Source organism: Aeromonas sp. 600527 (genome assembly GCF_049175415.1).
In the GTDB taxonomy this organism is placed as follows: domain Bacteria; phylum Pseudomonadota; class Gammaproteobacteria; order Enterobacterales; family Aeromonadaceae; genus Aeromonas; species Aeromonas veronii_A.
Genome location: NZ_JAAKVA010000005.1, coordinates 41,379 through 63,965 on the forward strand (window position 1 = coordinate 41,379; position 22,587 = coordinate 63,965).

General features: G+C 59.6%; 21 protein-coding genes. 12 read left to right on the plus strand and 9 right to left on the minus strand.

From position 1 onward, the window contains the following. Window positions 1–84: 84 nt before the first annotated feature. From aerA to G5154_RS08635, 3 genes are all read right to left on the minus strand, one after another. On the minus strand, window positions 85–1,548 hold the full coding sequence (aerA, locus tag G5154_RS08625; RefSeq protein ID WP_421250882.1) for an aerolysin AerA: 1,464 nt from the start codon (window positions 1,546–1,548) through the stop codon (window positions 85–87). A gap of 260 nt (window positions 1,549–1,808) precedes the next feature. After that, on the minus strand, window positions 1,809–2,294 hold the full coding sequence (locus tag G5154_RS08630) for a hypothetical protein (protein WP_421250818.1): 486 nt from the start codon (window positions 2,292–2,294) through the stop codon (window positions 1,809–1,811). 86 nt (window positions 2,295–2,380) lie between these two features. Beyond that, a complete protein-coding gene (locus G5154_RS08635) occupies window positions 2,381–2,803 on the minus strand; it encodes a hypothetical protein (RefSeq protein ID WP_005340092.1) in 423 nt (140 codons plus the stop codon). 88 nt (window positions 2,804–2,891) lie between these two features. On the opposite strand from G5154_RS08635, the gene G5154_RS08640 reads away from it, so the two are divergent. Together G5154_RS08640 and G5154_RS08645 are read left to right on the plus strand one after the other, a co-directional pair. Continuing rightward, window positions 2,892–3,560, plus strand: coding sequence for a response regulator transcription factor (locus tag G5154_RS08640; protein ID WP_421250819.1), 669 nt, complete (start codon window positions 2,892–2,894; stop codon window positions 3,558–3,560). After that, on the plus strand, window positions 3,557–4,786 hold the full coding sequence (locus tag G5154_RS08645) for a HAMP domain-containing sensor histidine kinase (protein ID WP_335849104.1): 1,230 nt from the start codon (window positions 3,557–3,559) through the stop codon (window positions 4,784–4,786). The genes G5154_RS08640 and G5154_RS08645 overlap by 4 nt, the downstream gene beginning before the upstream one ends. Before the next feature lie 153 nt (window positions 4,787–4,939). On the opposite strand, the gene rimK is transcribed toward G5154_RS08645, so the two are convergent. Together rimK and metH are read right to left on the minus strand one after the other, a co-directional pair. Next, on the minus strand, window positions 4,940–5,836 hold the full coding sequence (gene rimK, locus G5154_RS08650) for a 30S ribosomal protein S6--L-glutamate ligase (protein ID WP_005340088.1): 897 nt from the start codon (window positions 5,834–5,836) through the stop codon (window positions 4,940–4,942). Window positions 5,837–6,067: 231 nt separating this feature from the next. After that, window positions 6,068–9,763, minus strand: a complete 3,696-nt coding sequence (gene metH, locus G5154_RS08655) for a methionine synthase (RefSeq protein ID WP_421250883.1) — start codon at window positions 9,761–9,763, stop codon at window positions 6,068–6,070. A 216-nt stretch (window positions 9,764–9,979) separates the two neighbouring features. Between metH and G5154_RS08660 the strand changes: the two genes are divergently transcribed. Together G5154_RS08660 and G5154_RS08665 are read left to right on the plus strand one after the other, a co-directional pair. Then, window positions 9,980–11,257, plus strand: a complete 1,278-nt coding sequence (locus G5154_RS08660; protein ID WP_019446508.1) for a cation:proton antiporter — start codon at window positions 9,980–9,982, stop codon at window positions 11,255–11,257. Between the two features lie 506 nt (window positions 11,258–11,763). Then, window positions 11,764–11,940, plus strand: a complete 177-nt coding sequence (locus tag G5154_RS08665; protein WP_005340085.1) for a hypothetical protein — start codon at window positions 11,764–11,766, stop codon at window positions 11,938–11,940. A 155-nt stretch (window positions 11,941–12,095) separates the two neighbouring features. Here G5154_RS08665 and G5154_RS08670 read toward each other — a convergent pair whose 3' ends face one another. Beyond that, window positions 12,096–12,593, minus strand: a complete 498-nt coding sequence (locus tag G5154_RS08670; protein ID WP_216979605.1) for a GNAT family N-acetyltransferase — start codon at window positions 12,591–12,593, stop codon at window positions 12,096–12,098. 141 nt (window positions 12,594–12,734) lie between these two features. Continuing rightward, window positions 12,735–13,556 carry an HDOD domain-containing protein gene (locus tag G5154_RS08675; protein WP_216979606.1) on the minus strand — a complete coding sequence of 274 codons (822 nt, stop codon included), beginning with the start codon at window positions 13,554–13,556 and terminating at the stop codon, window positions 12,735–12,737. A 169-nt stretch (window positions 13,557–13,725) separates the two neighbouring features. On the opposite strand from G5154_RS08675, the gene G5154_RS08680 reads away from it, so the two are divergent. After that, window positions 13,726–13,992 carry a hypothetical protein gene (locus tag G5154_RS08680; RefSeq protein ID WP_005348674.1) on the plus strand — a complete coding sequence of 89 codons (267 nt, stop codon included), beginning with the start codon at window positions 13,726–13,728 and terminating at the stop codon, window positions 13,990–13,992. 72 nt (window positions 13,993–14,064) lie between these two features. Here the strand turns inward: G5154_RS08680 and aphA are convergent, their stop codons facing one another. Next, on the minus strand, window positions 14,065–14,784 hold the full coding sequence (aphA, locus tag G5154_RS08685) for an acid phosphatase AphA (protein WP_319920154.1): 720 nt from the start codon (window positions 14,782–14,784) through the stop codon (window positions 14,065–14,067). Window positions 14,785–14,896: 112 nt separating this feature from the next. After that, window positions 14,897–15,565 carry an adenine nucleotide alpha hydrolase gene (locus G5154_RS08690; RefSeq protein WP_139472745.1) on the minus strand — a complete coding sequence of 223 codons (669 nt, stop codon included), beginning with the start codon at window positions 15,563–15,565 and terminating at the stop codon, window positions 14,897–14,899. A gap of 166 nt (window positions 15,566–15,731) precedes the next feature. Here G5154_RS08690 and G5154_RS08695 point away from each other — a divergent pair, with 166 nt between their 5' ends. From G5154_RS08695 to G5154_RS08725, 7 genes are all read left to right on the plus strand, one after another. Beyond that, window positions 15,732–17,051, plus strand: coding sequence for an MFS transporter (locus tag G5154_RS08695; protein ID WP_421212234.1), 1,320 nt, complete (start codon window positions 15,732–15,734; stop codon window positions 17,049–17,051). A 144-nt stretch (window positions 17,052–17,195) separates the two neighbouring features. Beyond that, window positions 17,196–17,918, plus strand: a complete 723-nt coding sequence (locus tag G5154_RS08700) for a MarC family NAAT transporter (protein ID WP_288728861.1) — start codon at window positions 17,196–17,198, stop codon at window positions 17,916–17,918. Between the two features lie 159 nt (window positions 17,919–18,077). Beyond that, complete coding sequence (locus G5154_RS08705; protein WP_005342922.1) at window positions 18,078–18,281, plus strand: hypothetical protein; 204 nt, start codon at window positions 18,078–18,080, stop codon at window positions 18,279–18,281. A 182-nt stretch (window positions 18,282–18,463) separates the two neighbouring features. Beyond that, window positions 18,464–18,667: a hypothetical protein gene (locus tag G5154_RS08710; protein WP_041209699.1), complete on the plus strand. Its 204-nt coding sequence runs from the start codon at window positions 18,464–18,466 to the stop codon at window positions 18,665–18,667. A 263-nt stretch (window positions 18,668–18,930) separates the two neighbouring features. Then, entirely contained in the window at window positions 18,931–19,827 is an 897-nt protein-coding gene (gene murQ, locus G5154_RS08715) for an N-acetylmuramic acid 6-phosphate etherase (RefSeq protein WP_421250820.1), read from the plus strand. A 96-nt stretch (window positions 19,828–19,923) separates the two neighbouring features. After that, window positions 19,924–21,378, plus strand: coding sequence for a PTS N-acetylmuramic acid transporter subunit IIBC (gene murP, locus G5154_RS08720; RefSeq protein ID WP_421250821.1), 1,455 nt, complete (start codon window positions 19,924–19,926; stop codon window positions 21,376–21,378). Between the two features lie 102 nt (window positions 21,379–21,480). Further along, on the plus strand, window positions 21,481–22,554 hold the full coding sequence (locus G5154_RS08725; RefSeq protein WP_421250822.1) for a porin: 1,074 nt from the start codon (window positions 21,481–21,483) through the stop codon (window positions 22,552–22,554). Window positions 22,555–22,587 lie beyond the last annotated feature (33 nt).

Below are 22,587 nucleotides of genomic sequence, written 5' to 3' on the forward strand. Positions count from 1 at the left end.
GAAGTGGGGTAGATAGGCAATCCGGAGAGGGATCCATGGCCGGCAGGTGATGCAGGCCCCCATGAAAGGGGCCTGCGAGTGAGGTTATTGAACCGGTGCTATGGTCAGGGATACGTTGCCAAACCCTTCGCTGGCAAGGGCCTCGCTGTCCAGATCCACACCGGTCAGAGCCACACCTTCAGCAGAGGAGTTACGCAACTGCGCAGCCTTCGCGGAACGGGTCTGGGGCTGACCGATTTCGATATCGCCGGCAAACTGGCTCTCGGCATAGAAGTCACCGGTCACTGCCGAACGGATCGGGCGCAGCACACGACCCAGGTTATTCTGCATGGTCGACAAACCATACTCGCTGATGGTCCAGTTCCAGTCCCACCACTTCACTTCACCCGGGATATAACGCTTGTCCCACTGGTAACGGATGCTGCTTGCCTTGTCGCGGAACGGGCCGACGGCAAAGGTGTGCTCCCAGGTCGGACGATTCTCCGGATGGGTATACCAGGCATTGCCACCCCAACGCAGGAAGCCCTTCATGGTCAGGTCATAATTGACCTCGGCCTTGAACTCGTAGGGATAGGAGATGTTGGACTTGTAGAGGGCAACCCGCACCGGCAGGCTGGAGTGAGGCGGCACCGTGGGGCGCGCTTCAACCGAGACGGTCTCGGTCGTCGAGCCCCCTTTCTGGGAAGCCCAGCTCTGGCTCGCAGCGATCTCGATGGCCAGTTCGGTTTCCCCCACCAACGGCCACTGAAACTTGTTCTTGGTGGTCACCTTCTCGCTCAGGCTGTAGGTGTCGGTCTTCGACCAGTTGGTGGCCTTGTCGTACTTCAGGGTCACCACCACCTGCTGGGGCAGGTCGGTGTAGTTGGTCGCATTGGCCGTGATGGTCTTCACCAACTGCTTGCCGCTCTCGGTGACCTGACCATGGCTGAAGGAGTCGGGTTCCAGGGTATATGAGAAGTTGCTTACCTTGATGGAACTCTTCTCCCCACAACGATATCCGGAGCAGCCGCCGTCATTATTTCCCTTTATCAGCCAGCCATCGCCAACCCGGGTAACATCCATATCTTCCCCGACATAGGGGCTATGATTTCCACCCACCCAAGCGTATCCCAAATAATGAGCGAGATAGCTGACTGGTTTGATAAAATAATCATTGTCGTGGACAAGCCGCCATTGCACATCGACCTCATCACCCGCCGGAATATTCCAGTCAGAGAGTGTTGGTATTTCTCCGGAAACCGGTGAGTTGGGATAACACCAGGTTTCTCCGGCAGTGCCCTGTTTGATTTCGCCATTATATCCCGACCCCATAATCACCCAGCGATCCGCCAGCCCGGTGATCTGCCACTGCCCCATGCGGCTGACCAGATTACCCTTGATACTCATGGCTTCATCGCGGGTCAGAGGACGGTAGCCACTGGCACAGACGCCCGTCCCAAGACCCGCCCACTTGACCTGATCAGGGTAGACAGGTTCAGCCGCCTGCACCTGAGCGAGCATCAATGAAGACGCCAAAAACGCCAGATTGGCGGTAATTATTCTATTCATCATTTATCCCTCTTTCAGACATACGATAATTGTTATTGTGTAGAAATATCCTTTTTCATTTGACAGGTATGGACTCCGACAAAACCTGACACAAATAAAATAAACCACCAAAAAACATCCATGACAAACAAAATAATGGTGATACAGGAAAATAATTAGAGCGATGACTTTATTGAGGAATAAATCATAAATATTGTGACAGTCATTATTTAATGGCTGCCACAATATGGTGAAACCATATTAAATAAGAAGATGCTGAATTACTCTTCCGGATTGATCACTTCAATTCCCTGCAATATTCCATCCGCCGAACGGATCAATACCAGCTCGCTCCCGGCGTGCAGATCGGCGACCGAGCCGTTGACCCAGCACACCTGTGGATTGAGTGGCACAGTGCCCAGGGTGGCCAGGGTGAGCTGCCGATCATCGAAGGATTGCAGGCGATCTTGCGCCCGCTGCCAGGGCTGATTGGCCAGCGGGGCTCTGGCGGCCAGCAGCTCAATCCGGGTGGCAACGCCATCGGCCACCAGCAGGGCGAGCTGGTCGCCGGGCTTGAGTGGCTGTGGCCAAATCTCCCCCTGCCGCCAGACGGCGGCACTGCCCTGCTCCACTTCGGCCCCCTGAAATTGCAGGCGGATGCCATCGCTGTGCTCCAGCTCCACCAGCCACAATTCGTCGGCTCCCGCCTGCGCCGCCCAGAGCGGCACACCCAGCATCCATGCACACCACTTTCTCGATTGTTCCATCTTCGTTCGTCCCTGAACAAAAAGCCCATGCAGGACAAGCATGGGCTTCATTCGGGAGCATTTCTAATCGGAACGCAGAGATCGGATCAGTCATCCTCGCGGCAGCGGCTCAGGCGCATGCCGTCAAACTTGCACTCCAGCTCGAGCCAGCGCCCTTCAAACGGCGCCAGACTGTTATCCGAGGTGGTGTAGCCCCAGATCCGCCCCCCTTCCACCGGCCCCTCCAGATCCATTTCGTCCTTGTCATCTTCGTCGAGGGCCTCGACCTTGCGCACATAGCGCACGCCATTCTCCACCACCCCCTTCATCTCGACCCAGGTACCGCCGAGGTCATCCTCGTTGAGCCAATCCTTGAAGCGGGTCTGGTCGTCGATCACGAACGGCATGCCGTTGACCATCAACTGGCCAAGCTGCCAGGTGGTGCGGCCGGTCAGTTTGAATTCGGTCGCCTGTGCGGTGCCAAGTGGCAACAAGATCAACAGCAGGAGGGCGCAGAGAGACTTCTTCATCAGGGATCCTCGGGGTTACACTGGCAAACAGGATGCCGAATCCGGTGTGAAAAGAGCGTGAAACGCTCGCCAACCAGGAGAGCAAAGCATGAAGATTTTGGTAGTGGAAGACAATCCTCAGGTGGCGGAAACCATCATGGATTATCTGGAGCTGGCCGGTCACCGACTCGATTGTGCCTATCACGGTCAGGCGGCGCTGCAACTGCTGGAGGATCAGCGTTTCGACGTCATCATCATGGATGTGATGATGCCGCGCCTCGATGGCCTCAGCACAGTGGCGCGCCTGCGCGAGCAGGGGATTGCCACTCCCGTGCTGTTTCTCACCGCCCGCGACAGCCTGGAGGACAAGCTGGCAGGCTTCAAGGCGGGAGGGGATGACTATCTGGTCAAACCGTTCGCCATGGAGGAGCTGGAGGTGCGACTGCAAGCCCTCAGCCTGCGTGGCCCCCGCGGCGACATCGGCGCCATCACCTTTGGCGATCTGACGGTCGATGTCGCCAGCGGCCGCGCCACCCGCGCCGGTGAGCCCCTCAAGCTCGGCAAAATCCCGTTCCGGATCCTCGCCCTGCTGGCCCGCCGCGCCCCCGCCATCGTCAGCCGTCAGGAGGTGCTCGACACCGTCTGGGGGGATGAGGAGCCCGACTCCGATGCCCTGCGCAGCCACATCTACGCCCTGCGCAACGCGCTGGACAAGCCCTTCCCCACTCCCATGCTGGAGACCCTGCACGGTCAGGGCTATCGACTGGTGAGCGCATGAGCCTGCCGAGCCTGCGCCGCCGCCTGATCATGGCGCTCGGCGGCGCCGGGGTGGTGCTGCTGATCCTGCTCTCCGGCTTGATGCTGGTGGCCGAAGACAAGATGGAGGAGCTGAGCCTGCGCCACTGGCTGGAAGCCGAAGTGACCCGCTACAGCGATGACTGGCTGCGACTCGGCCCGGCTGCGGCGGCTCCAAGCCCCAGACAGTTCTCCAGCTACTGGACCGAGGCGGGCCGCTTGCCCAAGTGGTTGAAGCCCTACCAGACTCCCGGCTTTTTCGAGCACCAACTGGGCAAGGAGGACAAACACTTTCTGGTGGCCCGTCACCCCTCCGGCGAGGGACTGCTCTATCTGGTGTTCAACGACGACGCAGACGACTACCTCGACCCCTACGAGGACAAGCTGCATCTGGCGACCCGGCTGATCGGGGTGACCCTGCTGCTCGCCTGCCTCGGCTTCGGCATCTGGCTGGTGCGCCATATCACGGGGCCGCTGCAACGGCTGCAACAGAGGGTCGCCCACCTCACCCCGGATCAGGCGGATTTCGAACCCGACGCCCCCTGGCAGGAGCTGCGGGATATCGAGCTGGCACTGTTGGCCGGTAAACAGGAGGTGAGCGCGGTATTCGCTCGCGAGCAGGAGTTCAGCCGCTTCGCCAGCCACGAGCTGCGCACTCCCAACATGGTGATCCAGGGCTCGGCGGCCCTGCTCGGCAAGGTGACGGATCTGCCCGCACCGGCTGCACGCGCCACCACCCGCATCCGCGCCGCCGCCGACGAGATGGCGCTGCTCACCGAGACCTTCCTGCTACTGGGCCGCAAGGAGGCGGTGGAGCGACCGCTGCAACAGGTCACCCCGCTGATCCGTCAGGAGCTGGCCCGCCTCGCTCCACTGTTGCAGCGGGAGGCCCTCGATATCCGGCTTAATCTGGACGAGAGCAGCGAAGTAAACGCCCCCCTCTCCCTGCTCGCCATCGCCCTCGGCAACCTGCTGAAAAATGCCCTGAGCTATGCCGAGGGACATATCGACATCGAGCTGTGCGGCCCGGTGCTCACCATCAGCAACCCGACGGCGGCGGCGCCGGATCAGATCCTCGGCTACGGCTGTGGCCTCACCATCATCCAGCGCATCTGCGAGAAGCTGGGCTGGCAGATCGACACCCGGCTCGAGGATGGCGTATTCAGCGCAAGGCTGGCGATGATCACCAGCGAACCCACGAAGGCATAGCCCCCTCATACCCGGCCCTTCCCCCCGTCTATTCAAAATAGTAGGAGAAGGGAGATAACAGACACTCCCCGGCAAGACCGCTGCCCACCAGCCAGATAGCAACAAGGCGCCCGAGGGCGCCCTGTTTCTATCTGACAGATGCAAGCCCGCGGCTCACTCCGCCGGTTTGTTCTTGCGGCTCGCCTTGAGTTCGAGGAACTCGATGATCTTGCCGGCTACATCCTTGCCGGAGGCGGCTTCCACCCCTTGCAATCCGGGGGAGGAGTTGACCTCCAGCACCAGCGGGCCACGTGCGCTGCGCAGGATATCGACCCCCGCCACATCCAGCCCCATGATCTTGGCGGCCTGCACCGCGGTGGCGCGCTCTTCCGGGGTGATCTTGATCGCTTCGGCAGTACCGCCACGGTGCAGGTTGGAGCGAAACTCCCCCGGCTGGGCCTGACGGCGCATGGCGGCAACCACCTTGCCGTTGACCACCAGACAGCGGATATCGGCGCCATTGGCCTCGCGGATATACTCCTGCACCAGAATGTTGTTGTTGGTCTGGATAAAGGCCTCGATCACGCTCTCGGCGGCTTTCTGAGTCTCGCACAGCACCACGCCAATCCCCTGGGTTCCCTCCAGCAGCTTCACCACCAGCGGCGCCCCGCCCACCATGGTGATGAGGTCGGGCACGTCGTGGGTGCTGTGGGCATAGCCGGTGATGGGCAGGCCGATGCCATGGCGGGAGAGCAGTTGCATCGCCCGCAGCTTGTCGCGGGAACGGCTGATGGCCACCGAGCTGTTGAGGGCCATGGTGTTCATCATCTCGAACTGGCGCAGCACGGCGGTACCGTAGGCGGTAATGCTGGCCCCGATCCGCGGGATCACGGCGTCATAGCTTCCCAGCTCCCCACCCTCGTAGTGAATGGAGGGGTTGTGGGAAGCAATATTCATATAGCAGCGCAGGGTGTCGAGCACCTCTACCTGATGACCGCGCGCCTGTGCCACCTCGACCAGACGGCGGGTGGAGTAGTTTTTCGGCTCACGGGATAAAATGGCGATCTTCATGACAATTCCGCTAGAAGGCTATGCCTGGGCAGGATGGGGCGGGAGAGTATAAGGTGCCACAGCGCCAAGACAACGCCAATTGTTTATCCTGACAACAAGACAAACCACACCAAACCGCACTCTACCCTGTCACTGTGACCAACAGGTTAAACGGCGGCTCTGCGCAGGTTGTTCAACCCAAGCAAGGATGCCGCCGTTTCTCGTTAAAGATCAACCGGTGTCACGCGGGAGTCAGTTCAGGTTTGGCCCCAGCCAGCGCTCGGCCTCGGCCAGCGTCATCCCTTTGCGGGCGGCGTAATCTTCCACCTGATCTTGCTGGATCTGCGCCACCGCGAAGTATTTGCTCTCGGGATGAGAGAAGTACCAACCCGATACCGCCGCCCCCGGCCACATGGCGTAGGATTCGGTGAGCTGCATGCCGATAGCCTGCTCCACCTTCAGCAGTTCCCAGATGCTCCCCTTCTCGGTGTGCTCCGGGCAGGCCGGATAACCGGGGGCCGGACGGATGCCCTGATAGTTCTCGCGGATCAGCTCCTCGTTGCTGAGGGCCTCGTCGGGAGCATAACCCCAATGTACCTTGCGCACCTGCTCGTGCAGATACTCGGCAAAGGCTTCGGCGAGACGGTCGCACACCGCCTGAATGAGGATGGCGTTGTAGTCATCGTGCTGCGCCTTGTAGGCCTTGGCGATGGCCTCCTCACCGATGCCGCCGGTCACCGCGAAGGCGCCGATCCAGTCGGGCTTGCCACTCTCTTTCGGCGCCACATAGTCCGCCAGACAGTAGTTGGGGAAGCCCTGCTTCTCGCTCTGCTGGCGCAGGTGGTGCAGCACCTTGATGACCTCGGTGCGGGACTCGTCACTGTAAACTTCGATGCTGTCCCCTACCGCGTTGGCCGGGAACAGGCCGACCACCCCGGCGCAGCGCACGCTCTGATCCTTTTCCAGTTGATCCAGCATGGCGTTGGCGTCGGCAAACAGCTTGGTCGCCTCCTCGCCAATGATCTCGTCCTCGAGGATGCGCGGATACTTGCCCGCCAGCTCCCAGCTGAGGAAGAACGGCGTCCAGTCGATGTAGGGGCGCAGCACCGAAATGGCCACATCTTCGAACTTCTGCACCCCGAGCTCGCGGGGCTTGGGCGGCTGGTAGCCAACCCAATCCAGCTGGTGCCGGTTGGCGCGGGCATGGGCCAGACTGACCGGGCGGGAGCGCGGCTGCTTGCGGGCATGCTGATCCCGGGCGATCTCGTACTCCTTGTCGATGCGGGCGACAAACGCCTCCTTAAGATCCGGGCTGAGCAGGCTCTGCGCCACCCCCACCGCACGGGAGGCGTTGGAGACATAGACCACAGGCTCCGAGTAATTCTGCTCGATCTTCACCGCAGTGTGGGCCTTGGAGGTGGTGGCACCGCCGATCAGCAGCGGCAGCTTGAAGCCCTGACGCTCCATCTCCTTGGCCACGTGCACCATCTCGTCCAGCGACGGGGTGATGAGACCCGACAACCCGATGATATCAGCGCCGACCTCCCGCGCAGTCTTGAGAATGGTCTCGCAGGAGACCATGACCCCGAGGTCGACAATCTCGAAGTTGTTGCACTGCAGCACCACCCCGACGATGTTCTTGCCGATGTCGTGCACGTCCCCCTTCACGGTCGCCAGCACGATTTTGCCGTTGCTGGAGCCACCCGACTTTTCCGCCTCGATATAGGGCTGCAGATAGGCCACCGCCCGCTTCATCACCCGCGCCGATTTCACCACCTGCGGCAGGAACATCTTGCCCGCGCCGAACAGGTCGCCGACCACGTTCATGCCATCCATCAACGGCCCTTCGATGACGTGCAGCGGCTTCTCGGCACCAGCGCGCGCCTCTTCGGTATCCTCTTCGATAAAGTCGGTGATCCCCTTGACCAGCGCGTGCTCCAGCCGCTTGCCCACCGGCCAGCTGCGCCACTCCTGATCCCGCGGATCCTCAGCCTGGGCACCGGCACCGCGATACTTCTCGGCGATGGCCAGCAGCTCTTCGGTGGCGTTGTCATTGAGGTTGAGCACCACCGCCTCGACCTTCTCTTTCAGCTCCGCCGGAATGTCTTCATAGATGGCGAGCTGGCCGGCGTTGACGATCCCCATGTCCATACCGTTCCTGATGGCGTGGTAGAGGAAGACGGCGTGAATGGCTTCGCGCACCGGCTCGTTGCCGCGAAACGAAAACGAGACGTTGGAGACGCCGCCGGAGATCATGGCGTGAGGCAGATGCGTCTTGATGTCCTTCACCGCCTCGATGAAGTCCACCGCGTAGTTGTTGTGCTCGTCGATGCCGGTCGCCACCGCGAAGATGTTGGGGTCGAAGATGATGTCTTCCGGCGGGAAACCGACCTGATCCACCAGGATCCGGTAGGCACGCTGGCAGATCTCGAACTTGCGGGCGCGGGTATCGGCCTGACCCGCTTCATCGAACGCCATCACGATGACGGCGGCGCCGTAGCGGCGCAGCAGTTTCGCCTGCTGAATGAACTTCTCCTCCCCCTCTTTCATGGAGATGGAGTTGACCACCGGCTTGCCCTGCACGCATTTGAGGCCCGCTTCCAGCACCTCCCACTTGGAGGAGTCGATCATCACGGGCACCCGGGCGATATCCGGCTCACCGGCGATAAGGTTCAGGAAGCGCACCATGGCCGCTTCGGCGTCCAGCATCCCCTCGTCCATGTTGATGTCGATGATCTGGGCGCCGTTCTCTACCTGCTGCTTGGCAACATCGAGCGCCTCGTCGTAGAGCCCCTCCTTGATCAGCCGCTTGAACTTGGCCGAACCGGTGACGTTGGTGCGCTCCCCCACGTTCACGAACATGGACTCGGGGGTGATGATCAGGGGCTCGAGGCCCGACAGGCGGCAGGCCACCGGCAGCTCGGGCAGCACACGCGGCTTGATGCCCGCCACAGCGTCCGCCATGGCGCGGATATGGGTCGGGGTGGTACCGCAACAGCCACCGACCAGGTTGAGAAAGCCGCTTTGGGCCCACTCGCGGATATGCTCCGCCATCTCACCCGCATCGAGGTCGTACTCGCCGAACGCATTGGGCAAACCGGCGTTGGGGTGGGCGCTGACGCAGGATTCGCTGATGCGAGACAGCTCCTCCACATATTGGCGCAGCTCATCGGGCCCCAACGCACAGTTGAGGCCGAACGACACCGGCTTTACGTGACGCAGCGAGTGGTAGAAGGCTTCGGTGGTCTGGCCGGAGAGGGTTCGGCCGGAGGCATCGGTAATGGTGCCGGAGATCATCACCGGCAGGCTGTAACCCAGCTCCTCGAACACCCCTTCCACCGCGAAGGCGGCCGCCTTGGCGTTGAGGGTATCGAAGATGGTCTCGATCAGAATGATGTCGGCGCCACCCTCGATCAGGGCATGGGTCGATTCGGTGTAGGCGGCCACCAGCTGGTCATAGGTGACGTTGCGCTTGCCGGGATCGTTCACATCCGGCGAGATGGAGGCGGTGCGGTTGGTGGGGCCCAACACCCCTGCTACAAAACGCGGCTTGGCGGGGTCTTTTGCCGTCCACTCGTCGGCCACGGCGCGAGCCAGACGGGCGGCTTCACGGTTGATCTCGGCGGAAAACTCTTCCATCTCGTAATCGGCCATGGCGATGCGAGTGGCGTTGAAGGTGTTGGTCTCGAGAATGTCGGCCCCGGCAGCGCAATACTGCTCGTGGATCTCGCGGATCACCGCCGGACGGGTCAGCACCAGCAGATCGTTGTTGCCCTTGATGTCGGTATGCCAGTCGGCAAACCGCTCACCCCGATAATCTGCCTCCCCCAGCTTGTAGCCCTGGATCATGGTGCCCATGGCCCCGTCGATGATCAGGATCCGCTCCCTGAGGCAGGCTTCCAGCTTCTTTGTTACGTCCGACTGCTTGCTCGGCTCTCTGCTCGACATTACGTTCGACACCGCGTGTTCCTCTTACATCCATGCAACTGCGTAAACAGCATCCTAACAGCAAACAAATAAAATGGAAATCTAGCCGTCTATCAGTCCAAATGCACCACCATATACTCATTTATGGGTAATGAGTAACATAGGGCCCGAGAGTAACCTATGCCCGTCCTGCATAGGGATACGTGCTTGCTGTCTACCAACGAGAAAAAAATAACTATGAGCGTCTACTACACACTCTGTTTTCTGGCAGCGTTGGCGATTTTTATCGCCTTTGCCAACCAGTATGTTGTGAAGATCCAGACCACCATCGCCATTACTGCGGGCTCCATGCTGATCTCCGCACTGCTGGTGCTGTTTGGCAAACTGGGCTGGTTCAACCTGGAACCTCTTGCCGTCAAGACCATGGAGAGCATCGACTTCCAGAACTTCCTGCTGAAGGGGATTCTGGGCTTCCTGCTGTTCGCCGGTGGTCTTGGCATCAACCTCAAGGCGCTGCGTAGCCAGAAGTGGGAGATCACCATTCTGGCCATCATTGCCACCCTGCTCTCCACCTTCCTCATCGGCTACGGCTTCTGGTTTATCGCCAAGCTGCTGGGCTGGGAGTTGCCGCTGGTCTACTGCATGCTGTTCGGCGCGCTGATCTCCCCCACTGACCCGATTGCCGTCCTGGCCATCGTCAAGAAGATGAAGGCGCCACCCCAGATCGCCATCCAGATTGAAGGGGAATCCCTGTTCAACGACGGTGTTGGCCTCGTCATCTTCGCTACCGTGTTTGCCGTCGCCTTTGGCGGTGTCGAACCCACCTTCGGTAGCGTGGCCGGTCTGTTCCTGCACGAAGCCCTCGGCGGCATCCTGTTCGGCGCCGTGCTGGGCCTCATCGCCCACGTGATGATCAGCGCCACCGATGACGGTTCATTGGAGCTGCTGCTGACCCTCTGCATCCCGACCGCCGGCTTCGCCTTTGCCAACATGATCGGCGTCTCCGGCGCACTGGCCATGGTGGTCACCGGCATCATGATCGGCAACTGGACCCGTCACTCCGGCTTCTCCGAGCAGAGCAGCCATCACCTGGATCACTTCTGGGAGTTGATGGACCAGTTCCTCAACGCCCTGCTGTTCCTGCTGATCGGTCTGGCGCTGGTACTGCTGGATCTCGCCTGGCGTGACTGGATCCTACTGGTCATTGCGGTGCCGCTCTGCCTGGGTGCCCGCTTTATCAGCGTGTCGCTGCCCTATGTGGCTTTCCGCCGATTCCGCAATTACAACACCTTCTCGGTACGGATCCTCACCTGGGGTGGCCTGCGCGGTGGTCTGGCCATGGCGATGGCGCTGGCACTCCCCTCCGGCGTCATGATGATCCCGGAACATGGTGTCGATCTGCGGGAGGTCATCCTGGTGATGACCTACTCGGTGGTGATGTTCTCCATCGTGGTGCAAGGCATGACCATCACCCCGATGATCACGGCCGCCAAGAAGGCCTGTGGCGACTACTGAGTCGGCCCACTGTGCTGATTGCAGAATGAGAGAGGGCTCCCGTCGGGAGCCCTCTTTTTATGGCGGATAGTTGCGAATATTTGCTGCTGATAGCGCCTTGATTACACAGAGGAAAAGCGTACTGACTTCAACATCGGCAAATTATTGTTTGCTTTTTATTCATTTCGAGGAGAGAATGCGCGCCGGCTAGTTAATCAGCCCTGTTTATGTTTATCCTGCAATGCTTCACCTCACGATGAATCCTGCCAGTACCCGCATAACCTTCTTCTGATTTACTCGCCTTGAGAACCGTCAGGCTGTCTGCCTGCGTTGCCCGGCTCTCACGGTGCAGACCCGATCTGCCCACCCAATTTGATTTATGCATCAGCATATTCCTTGAAAGTGCAGACGCCCTTTAACCGGGCTGGGTATTCCTGCGCGCTTGTCGTTCACCCAATCGACCGCGCCCATTGACCTGACATTTGCCAATACAAGGAGCAAACACCTAATTTATATAGAGAAATACCATGATGAAAGCAGTACAAACACACAAGCCCCTGCGTCGTAGCAAGCCCATCAACCTGCCTGTGCAAGAGCACGACAATGATGCGTTTCTGATCCAGTTCAGCACCCGCTTCAGCGGCGGTTTCGCCATCTCCTGTGATGGTATCGCTGGCGAGTTCTCCATCGAAGACCTCAACTGATCCTGCCTGCCCTCCGGCAGCGCCCGATGCAGACAGGCCGCAACTCACGGCGGCCTCTTTGCTTCTCTCTCACTCCTTTAGCCAGACCCGGCCTCTTGCTTGTCACTCAGCCTGACAGCCACCTCGCCATTCGCTTTCCAGCTCTCTGACCTTGATCACTGCTCCAGCAGCAGGCACTCATCGGCATCTTCGCTCAATTTGACCAGCCGACTACGCACCAGCCCCAGCTTGGCCAACAGGCCGATGGAACGCTCGTTGCCCGGCGTAACGATGGCAATCACCTGCCCGATCCCCAGCCGACTTTTGCCATCGGCCAGAGCAGCCTGCGCCGCTTCGATGGCATAACCCTGACCGCGATACTGCGGCAGGAAGGCGTAACCGATATCGACCTGCTCCAGGGTATCGCGCTTGATCAGACCGCAGATACCGAGGCTGGCGCCATCTTCCCTGCGCTCGACCAGATAGAGGCCGTGACCATGACGGGCATAGCTCACCGCCGGTCCCTGCTGGATATACTCCTGCGCCTGTTCCAGGGTACGAATGCCCCGATCACCGATGTAGCGATAGAAGTCACCGTCATTGAGCAGCTCAAGAATAAAGGGGGCATCGGCGATGGTCAGTTCACGCAGAACGAGACGGGGGGAGGTAATCATGGCAAGGGCTCTCTCAAAACAGGCGAAGTCAGCAGAGTGCCCCCTCGACAACCGACTGACAAGCAATAGCGGGCTCACGGCCATGAAAAGGGGGCCAACCTCGGCCCCTTTTTACGATGTCACACAGCGGTAGCAGAGTGGTCAGGCAGCCAGCAACCCGGCATAGCCATTACCCTGCTCGCGCAGCGCAGTGAACTGGGCGGCACAATCGGCCCAGCTCAACCCCAGCGCATCTGCCACCTTGTGGGGCCACTCGGGTGGCGCCTCTTCCCCCACATCGGATTGCGCAGCCAGCACGATCGCCAGATGGATCAACCCGGCCTCGGGAGAGAACTCCTTGGCCAGCATGGGGTTGTAGTGATACTCCACCGCATTGCTGATGGTCTCGGGGAACTTCCAGTAACGTGCCATGGCCGCCCCGACCTGGGCATAGTTGAAGCCAACCACCAGCTCTTCCGCCTTGGCCCGCCCCTTGTGCAGCTCCAGATCGTGGATGTGATGGACGGTGTTTTCCGGCAGGCCCACATGCATCACCAGTCGGCCAAGATCGTAGAGCAGGGCGCAGGTAAAAACCTCATCTCCCTTCATCCCCTTCTTCACCGCCAGACGACGGGCCAGCTCCGCCACGTTGAACACGCTGCCCCAGAAGTGTTTGAGGTCAATGCCGGGCACCGCAGTGACCGATTCGGTGAGCCCGCAGGCCAGCACCATGTTGCGCACCATCGCCAACCCCAGCCGCACCGAGGCTTCATTGACGGTGCCGATCTGACGACTACTACCGAATTTGGCCGAGTTGGCCAGCCGCAGCAACTTGGCGGAGATGACAGGGTCCTTGTTGATCAACTTGCTGATCTTGAGCAGATCCGGATCCTTTTCATTGAAGGTCTGGATCAAATCGCGCATCACTTCCGGGATCTGGGGCAGTAGCTTGGGCTCGGCCAGCAGGGAATCTATCGTGGGCATAGGCGTGTCCATCCATGTTATCTGTGTTCCAACCTGTTTGCCTTGGCAAACTCCTCCTAATTATGGGTAACAAATGGCCTCCCCATCGGATTGTTTATTCGCAGGCCGTTCAATGTGTTAGCCCCATTCAGGCTATACTGGCCGCCACATTCACTGTTGCGGATATCCCATGAACGACACTCAGGAATTTTTTGACGAAGACGCGCTGCTGGAGATGGTGGAGAACCAGCTCAACGACGGTCACCCGCCCCACGTGAAAGCTACCTTGATGAGACTGGTGATGAAGGGCACCCCGCGGGAAGAGGCGCTGCAATATATCGCCTGCGCCCTCGGTGCCGAGCTGATGGCGATGGAGGCTGATCAGGGCCCCTTCAATCTGACCCGTTACGGCGAGTTCCTCGACAGCCTGCCCGAGATGCCGTGGGCAGACGACTGACCCGAGCTGGATGACGGATGCAAAAAGGGCGGGTGCCAATGGCCCCGCCCTTTTGCATGGATCCGCTCCGGATCAGAACTGGGAGTTGATGATCACCTCTTCCCCCAGCGCCCCTGCCAACGGCAGTGGCCGATAGCTGGAGTTGGCGGCCCGCAGCAGACGAATGCCGCGAATGCCGACCTCCTGCGCCGCCTTGATATCCCCATCGGCGTCGCCGTAGAAGAGCTTCATCTGCTTATCCTTGAGCCACTGCACCTTGGTGTTCTGGCCCGGCTGATCACCGGCAAAGATCACCGGATTGAGCTGGTCGGCCGGAATATTCATGGTCTGCTGCAGGGTCTGGCTCACGGTTTCGGTCTTGGTGGCCGAGCGGCCGGTGACGAAATAGATGTGGTCACCGCGCTTGAGATGCATGGCGATGAGCGCCTTGCCCACCTCTTTCGGCATGCTGAATGCATCCCAGCCGTTATTCATCTTCTCCCAGAAGGCGGGGTTCTTCAGATAGCTCTCGTCGTTGGGTGAGAACTCCTGCTTGCCGCGATAAAAACCCGGGCTGGAGAAGAGCAGGGTATCGTCGATATCAAACCCGACTGCCATCGGGGGCAGGCCATCCAGACTCTTGGCAATCTGCTCCACCGACACCCAGTGGATCGGCGCCTGCTGGGCCAGAGTGACGGTGGTGACACCGGCAGGGATAGGCTGAACGGTAGCGGCTTGACCCGCCACGGCAGGCTGAGAGAGGGCGGCAGCCAGCAAGGAGGCAAGCAGCGCCGGACGAGAGATGTGTTTCATAAGGCAGGTTGTCATCTTCAATCAAAAGAGGGGGCCAATAGTGCCCCCATCCCGCCCTTCAAATCTGTGAAAGCTCCTGCAAAAGGGAGCATTTGACGCCCGATAATTAATCCTAGATTGGCAGCAGATCGGTAAAGACAAAGCCGTCGCGCACCACTGTCTCGCCGACCCGAATGCCGAGCGGACGGGAGAACATGGGGCCATCATAGGCCAGGGTGTGAAACTCGCCGTTCTCGCCGCACGGATCGACCCCCTCCGGCAGCGCCGCCAGCAGTGCCTCGTCAAAGTCGTGGCCCCCCAGGCTGGCATCCAGCTTGTTCGGGTCGAGAGCACTGATCCGCGCCTTCAACCCAGCGGCTACCATCTGCGGCGCCAGTTCACGGGTATTGCTGCCCCACAGCGGGAACAGTGGTTCGATGCCAGTGCCTGCCAGCTGCTTTTCACGGTAGGCGCGCACATCCTCGAGGAACAAGTCGCCAAAGGCCATATGGCGGATCCCTTGTGCCACCACATCGGCGATAAAGCCAGTCATGATGCGGGCGTAATCCTCGTTGCTGCAGGGCCAGGGCAGATCGATGGTGATGAGAGGCAGCCCGACGCAGGCGGCCTGCTCGGTCAACAGCTGCTTGCGCACCCCATGCATCGCTACCCGCTCGAATGCCTGATTGAGGGTGGTAAACAGCCCCACCACCTCGATGGCGGGATCTTGCCGCAACTGATGCAGTGCCCATGCGCAATCCTTGCCGCTGCTCCAGGAGAGCAGTACCCGTTTCTTTTCCATCATTCCTCCGCCAGCGGGGCATTCGGATTGCCCCAAAAAGATGCAAGACAGTGTTGCGAATTGCGCGATTTACACACAAGAGGCAGGCAGCATACTCTCGATCACCTGTATATGCCCCTTGCACGGGGTGACAATAACTAAAAAAACCGATGGGAAACATACGGATATGACCACAAGCACACAACAACACGATCACGCCCGCCCCCTCAATCGACAGGATTACAAAACCCTGAGTCTGGCTGCCCTCGGCGGTGCGCTGGAGTTTTACGACTTCATCATCTTCGTCTTCTTCGCCGTGGTCATCGGCGAGCTGTTCTTTCCGGCCGACATTCCTGAGTGGCTGCGCCAGTTCCAGACCTTCGGCATCTTCGCCGCCGGTTATCTGGCCCGCCCGCTTGGCGGCATCATCATGGCCCACTTTGGCGATCTCATCGGTCGCAAGCGGATGTTCACCCTCAGCATCATCATGATGGCGCTGCCGACCCTGTTGATCGGTCTGTTGCCGACTTATGCGGTACTCGGCATCGGCGCCCCCATCGCCCTGCTGGGACTGCGGATCCTGCAAGGCGCCGCCATCGGCGGTGAAGTGCCGGGCGCATGGGTGTTTGTCGCCGAGCACGTCCCTGCCCGTCGGGTCGGGGTCGCCTGCGGCACGCTCACGGCGGGATTGACGGCCGGCATCCTGCTCGGCTCCCTCATCGCGACTGCGGTCAACAAGAACCTGACCCCGGCCGAAGTGAGCGAGTGGGGCTGGCGAGTGCCCTTCCTGCTCGGTGGTATCTTCGGCATCGTCGCCATGTACCTGCGTCGCTGGTTGCACGAGACCCCGGTCTTCGCCGAGATGAAGGCCAACAAGACCCTGGCTGACGAACTGCCCCTCAAGTCGGTGCTGCGCAACCACAAGAGCAGCGTGGTGGTCTCCATGCTGCTCACCTGGCTGCTCTCCGCCGGTATCGTGGTGGTGATCCTGATGACCCCCACCTATCTGCAGAAGGTTTATGGCATCAGCCCGGCCGACGCCCTGACCGCCAACTCGCTGGCGATCGTTGCCCTGACCCTCGGCTGCATTGTCTATGGTCGACTGATCGACCTGCTGGGCAGCGGTCTCACCTTCATGTTCGGCTCCCTGCTGCTGGCTGGCTCCAGCTACGCCTTCTATCACGGTCTGGCGGCCGGTACGAGCCAGCTGGTGCCGCTCTACATGCTGGCGGGCTTTGCGGTCGGGATTGTCGGTGCCGTGCCTTACGTGATGGTCAACGCTTTCCCGCCGGTGGTGCGCTTCTCCGGTCTGTCGTTCTCCTACAACGTGGCCTACGCCATCTTCGGCGGCCTCACCCCGATGGCGGTAACCCTCTGGATGAAGAGCGACATGCTTGCCCCCTCCCACTATGTGGTGAGTCTGTCGGTGCTGGGTTTTGCCATCGGCCTCTGGCTCTGGTTCCAGCAACGGGCCATCCGACAACAGCAAGCGCCGCAAGCGGCTTGACCCGAACAACAAGCCCCGGTAACTGCCGGGGCTTTTTTGTACTGCTTATGTTCAGTTTCGCCAGCATAAGATAGCCTCCCTCTTGAGTCAGGTGACCACCTGGATCAAGGTATTTCCATTCATCCCTGCTACCCGAGGCTCAACATGTTCTTTCAGGTCGTATTTCTCGCCTTGCTGGCGCTGCTGCCCATGGTCAATCCCCCCACCACAGCCACCCTGTTGCTGGGGCTGAGCAAGGGGATGTCGCGCGAACACGTGCGCCGTCAGGTCAATATGGCGGCCATCTATCTGTTCTGCACCCTCTGCATCACCTTCTTTATCGGATCTTCGATTCTGGATCTGTTCGGGATCTCCATCCCGGGTTTGCGCCTGGCCGGGGGGCTCATCATCGGCTTTATCGGCTTTCGCATGCTGTTCCCCGCCCCCAGCCAGCAGAGCGGGGTCGATATCAACCAGAGCATCGCCTTCGTACCACTCACCATGCCCAGCATGTGCGGGCCGGGCACCATGGCGCTGGTAATAAGCGGGGCAGCCCAGATTGCCGAGCTGCCTGACGAGTACAACCGCCTCACTATCTATGGCGCCATGGTCACTGCATTTGCCCTGATGAGCCTGATCAGCTGGGGAGTATTGAAGCTGGCGGATCCGGTCTGCAAGATCCTTGGCGCCACCGGCATCGATGCCATGACCCGCATCATGGGCTTCCTGCTGGTCTGCATGGGTATGCAGTTTTGCATCAACGGCATCAAGGAAGTGGCACAGGATCCGGTCTTCCACGGCGGCCAGACCATGCAAACCGCACCGGCGCTACCGCAGGCTTCCGGCACGTTTGATCAGTTGCCGCAAAAGCCCGCCAGCTCTGATTGAAAACGGTATCAAAAAGTCCCTGACGATCTGCACTGATCTTGTTCCTGATCATGTTACTGACACAAAAATGGGTTAGTTTGTTTTTTATACAGACTTTATTCAGACGGACGCTGATAGGTTTGTTGATGAATACCCACTCAACTTCAGGAGAGTATGCAGATGGACAAGATGCTGACCGAAATAGGGAGCCATAGCCTGTTTCACGAGTACCTGAACGTGGTTGGGATTGCGAGCCCATCCCTCGCCAAGATTGAGCAACACTGGGAATATAAAAAGCGGGAGCAGCTGGTCGCCAAAATCCAGATCGATAAGCAGGGCAATGCCCGTTACTTCATCGATGCTCGCGCCATATCCATCAACTGATACCGAATAACCAGCCAGCCCCGGTCCACTGACCGGGGCTTTTTGTAATCTGAGCTCCCATACTCCCCGACCCGCTGCATCGCTGTTGTTGCACGAAAAGCCTGTCTGTTTTTTGTACAGCACTCATTCAGCTCGACATGGCTATCTTGTATCTGCCCCCCTTGTTCCAGAAGAGTGCCCATATGACCAAGATGCTGACCGAAATCGGCAGTCATAGCCTGTTTCACGAATACCTGAATGTGCTCGGCATAGCCAATCCAGCCCTTGCCAACATAGAACAACTGTGGGAACACCGGCAGCAAGAGAGGCTGCTCGCCAAAATCCAGATCGACAAACAGGGCAAGGCCCGTTACTTCATCGACGCCCGCGCCATCTCGGTCAATTAACACCGATGATTCTGCAAGCCCCGGCCTACTGACCGGGGCTTTTTGTTGCATGCCCATCAAGCAGGCTAGCCAATCCCCCTGTCATCTTCGCTCTTGTATCTGTACGCCTCTTCAGGAATTTTAATTACAAAAAGAAAAAATTAACGGAATAATTAATTATGCGATAGCGATCTCATAATAAAAATCAAAAATCGAGCATGATAGCCAGCATCAAGAAAGATGATGTACGCCGGGGATGGCGACGACCTGAAGTAGAGGAAGCGATGACCATTGACCTATCAAGCATGATTACTGAAACCCGCAATCCAGCCAGCATCGAGATCGATCAGCTCCCGACGCTGGATATGCTGCGGATCATCAATCAAGAAGATCAACACGTAGCAGTGGCTGTAGGCCGACTGCTGCCCGAGATCGCCAAGGCGGTCGATGCTATTGCTGCGGCATTTGGCAAAGGCGGCCGCTTGATCTACATCGGGGCAGGCACCTCCGGGCGCCTCGGCATTCTGGATGCCAGCGAATGCCCACCCACCTACGGTGTCTCTGCCGAACGGGTCATCGGCCTGATTGCCGGGGGCCACAAGGCCATACTGCAGGCGGTGGAGAATGCCGAAGACGATGCAGAACTCGGTGCCAACGATCTTAAAAACATCCACTTCAGTGCCAACGATGTACTGGTGGGTATCGCAGCCAGCGGGCGAACCCCCTATGTGCTGGGCGCCATGCAGTATGCCAGGAGCCTGGGTGCCACAGTGTGCAGCATCAGCTGCAACCCGGGCAGCCCGCTCGCCAAAGCGGCCGACATAAGCATGGTCGCCGTGGTCGGACCCGAGATAGTGACCGGCTCCTCCCGCATGAAAGCGGGCACAGCCCAGAAGCTGATCCTCAATATGCTCTCGACCGGTGCCATGATCCGCACCGGCAAGGTCTACGGCAATCTGATGGTAGATGTGGAGGCGACCAACGCCAAACTGGTGGAACGCCAGAAGCGCATCGTCATGGAAGCAACCGAATGTGACCGTGGCACGGCCGAGCAGGCTCTTGCCGCCGCGGATAGCCACTGCAAGACCGCCATCGTAATGATCCTGGCCAATATCTCCGCCAGCGAAGCACGAGAGCGGCTGAAAAGCAGCGGCGGCTTTATCAGCAAATGCACAGATTAATCGGCCGACCGCACATTGGCCGCGCCAGCAATGGCGACAGGATAACAACATAAGCGGGGGCATCCGCCCCCTCACATCAGACTGACCGGGTTCTTTATGGCAAAAATAACTGATTCCATGATTGGCCAGATCATCCAGGCCATCGGCGGCCGGGATAACATCACCAACTGTGGCCACTGCATGACCCGCTTGCGGCTGAGCCTGGCGGACAGCCTGCATGCCGATCGCGATACTATCAAACGGATCGCCGGGGTGATGGGGGTGATTGAAAGCGACAACCAGTTCCAGATCGTGCTTGGTCCGGGCAAAGCCCAGACCGCCTGCGAAATGATGAACGGTATGCTGAGTACGGACGCTGGCATCCTCACCGCCCCCCGTCCGCAACCTGCGGATCTTGGCGACATCGCCGCCGCCAACAAGCAGGCGCTGAAGCAGAAGCAGAGCAGTGCGGCGCACCGCTTCCTGGCCAAGTTTGCCACCATTTTCACTCCGCTGATCCCCGGTTTTATCGCTGCGGGTCTGCTGCTCGGCTGTGCCACCCTGATCGAACAGACCCTGTTGCTGGAAGGACAGCAGACAGGGGGCATGCTGGCCGAATTCGTCGGCTACATGAAGCTCTTCAGCAAGGGACTGTTCAGCTTCCTCAGCATCCTGATCGGCTACAACGCCCAGAAGGCGTTTGGTGGCTCCGGCGTCAACGGTGCCATCATCGCCTCTCTGTTTGTCATGGGTTATGACCCTCAGGCCAGCAGCGGCATCTACTCCGGTATCACCGACTTCTTCGGCCATCAGATCGATCCCCGCGGCAACATCATCGGCGTGCTGATCGCCTGCATCATAGGCGCCTCGGTTGAGCGCCAGGTTCGCCGCTACATGCCGGACAGTCTGGATATGATCCTCACTTCCTGCATCACCCTGCTGATCATGGGAGCCGTCACCTTTATCCTGATCATGCCCCTCGGCGTGCAGCTCTATAACGGCATGTCCTGGCTCTTCATCAACCTCAATGGCAACCCGTTCGGTACCGCTATTCTGGCTGGCCTGTTCCTCATCTCGGTGATGTTTGGCATCCACCAGGGGTTCGTTCCCGTCTACTTTGCGCTGATGGATGCCCAGGGCTTCAACTCCCTGTTTCCTATCCTGGCGCTGGCCGGTGCCGGACAGGTAGGGGCTGCGCTGGCGCTCTACAGCCGGGCAGGCAAGGATTCCCTACTGCGCACTCAGGTGAAGGGCACCATCATTCCGGGCATTCTGGGGGTCGGTGAGCCGCTCATCTACGGCGTCACCCTGCCGCGGGTCAAACCCTTTATCACGGCCTGCTGCGGTGGTTCGCTGGGGGGCTTCGTGGTTGGCCTGATCTCCTGGCTGGGTCTGCCGGTCGGCCTCAACACCGTCTTTGGCCCCTCCGGTATCGTCGCCCTGCCGCTGATGACCTCCGCCCAGGGGATCTTCCCCGGCATGATGGTCTATGCGGTCGGCCTCGCCGTTGCCTACCTCGGCGGCTACCTCTTCACCCTGATGTTCGGCTGCAAGAACGTCGATCTGAGTTAATCCCTCCTCCGGATTTCTAGCCAAGGTCTGGCCCCGAGCAATCGGGGTCATGGCCGAACTCATCCCGGCTCTGGCACAGAGCCCGTACAGGAACGATAAAAAATGAAAAAATCCATGCTTGCTCTGGTTCTTCCCGCACTGCTCGGCACAGGTTCCGCTCATGCGGCCGTCATCTATCAGGCTGACAATGGCTCCAACGTCGACCTCTACGGCCGTCTTGGCTTCAATATTTCCGACAAGAAGAGCGGCAATGATCAGGGTGACTTCGATGGCCGTATCGGCTTTACCGCCCGTCAGACCGTCAATGACGATGTCGCAGTGATCGGCATGGCGCAATATCAGGTCAATGCAGCCGAATACGCCAACAACGTGCAGAAGAACAGCAGCGATCTCACCGCCCGTTACGTCTGGGCAGGGATTGATGGTGGTCAGTGGGGCAAGGTGACCGGCGGGCGCGTCTCTTCCGGCCTCATCATGTTCACCGATATCGGCGATGTGTTTGCCGCCTCCGACGTCTCCATGGCCCGTCAGGCCAACAAGGTGGACTCCACCGCCGTGCAGGTGTTCCGTCAGGATGGCACCCTGCAGTACCAGAACACCCTCGGCAATCTGGATCTCTCGCTCGCCTACATCCTCGGCAACAGCACTTCGGATCTCGATTACGGCTACAACGGTGCCCTGCGCTACACCTTCGATCTGGGCAGTGCCGGCAAACTGGCTCCGGTCGTGGCGTATCAGCAGACCAAAGCCGCCCAGAGCAGTGGCAGCAAGGTCGATCCCAATGCCGATGAGTATCGCTTCGCCGGGATTGGTACCCGCTACTATCTCGGCCCTCTGATGTTGGGTGCCCTCTATAGCAAGGATCAGGTGACCTATCGCGACGGCCGTGCCGACAGTGAAGACAAGGTGTGGGAACTGACCGCTGTGTATGACATCAACCAGAAGTGGGGGGCCCGCGCAGGCTATCGTCACCTCGTCAACGAGGGTGGCGACCAGATGGCACTGCGCGATACTACGCTGGAGCTGCAATACAAGCTCACCCCGCGATCTTCCCTCTACAGCGCCTATGTGATCCGCAATGGTGAAGATGGTCTGGCTGGTAGCACCATCACCAGCTTTGGTGGCAGCAGCAACAGCGAGAGCTTCTACCACCTCGGCCTGCGCTACGAATTCTGATCTGGTTGCCGGCCTGCGGGCCGGCTCCTTTAT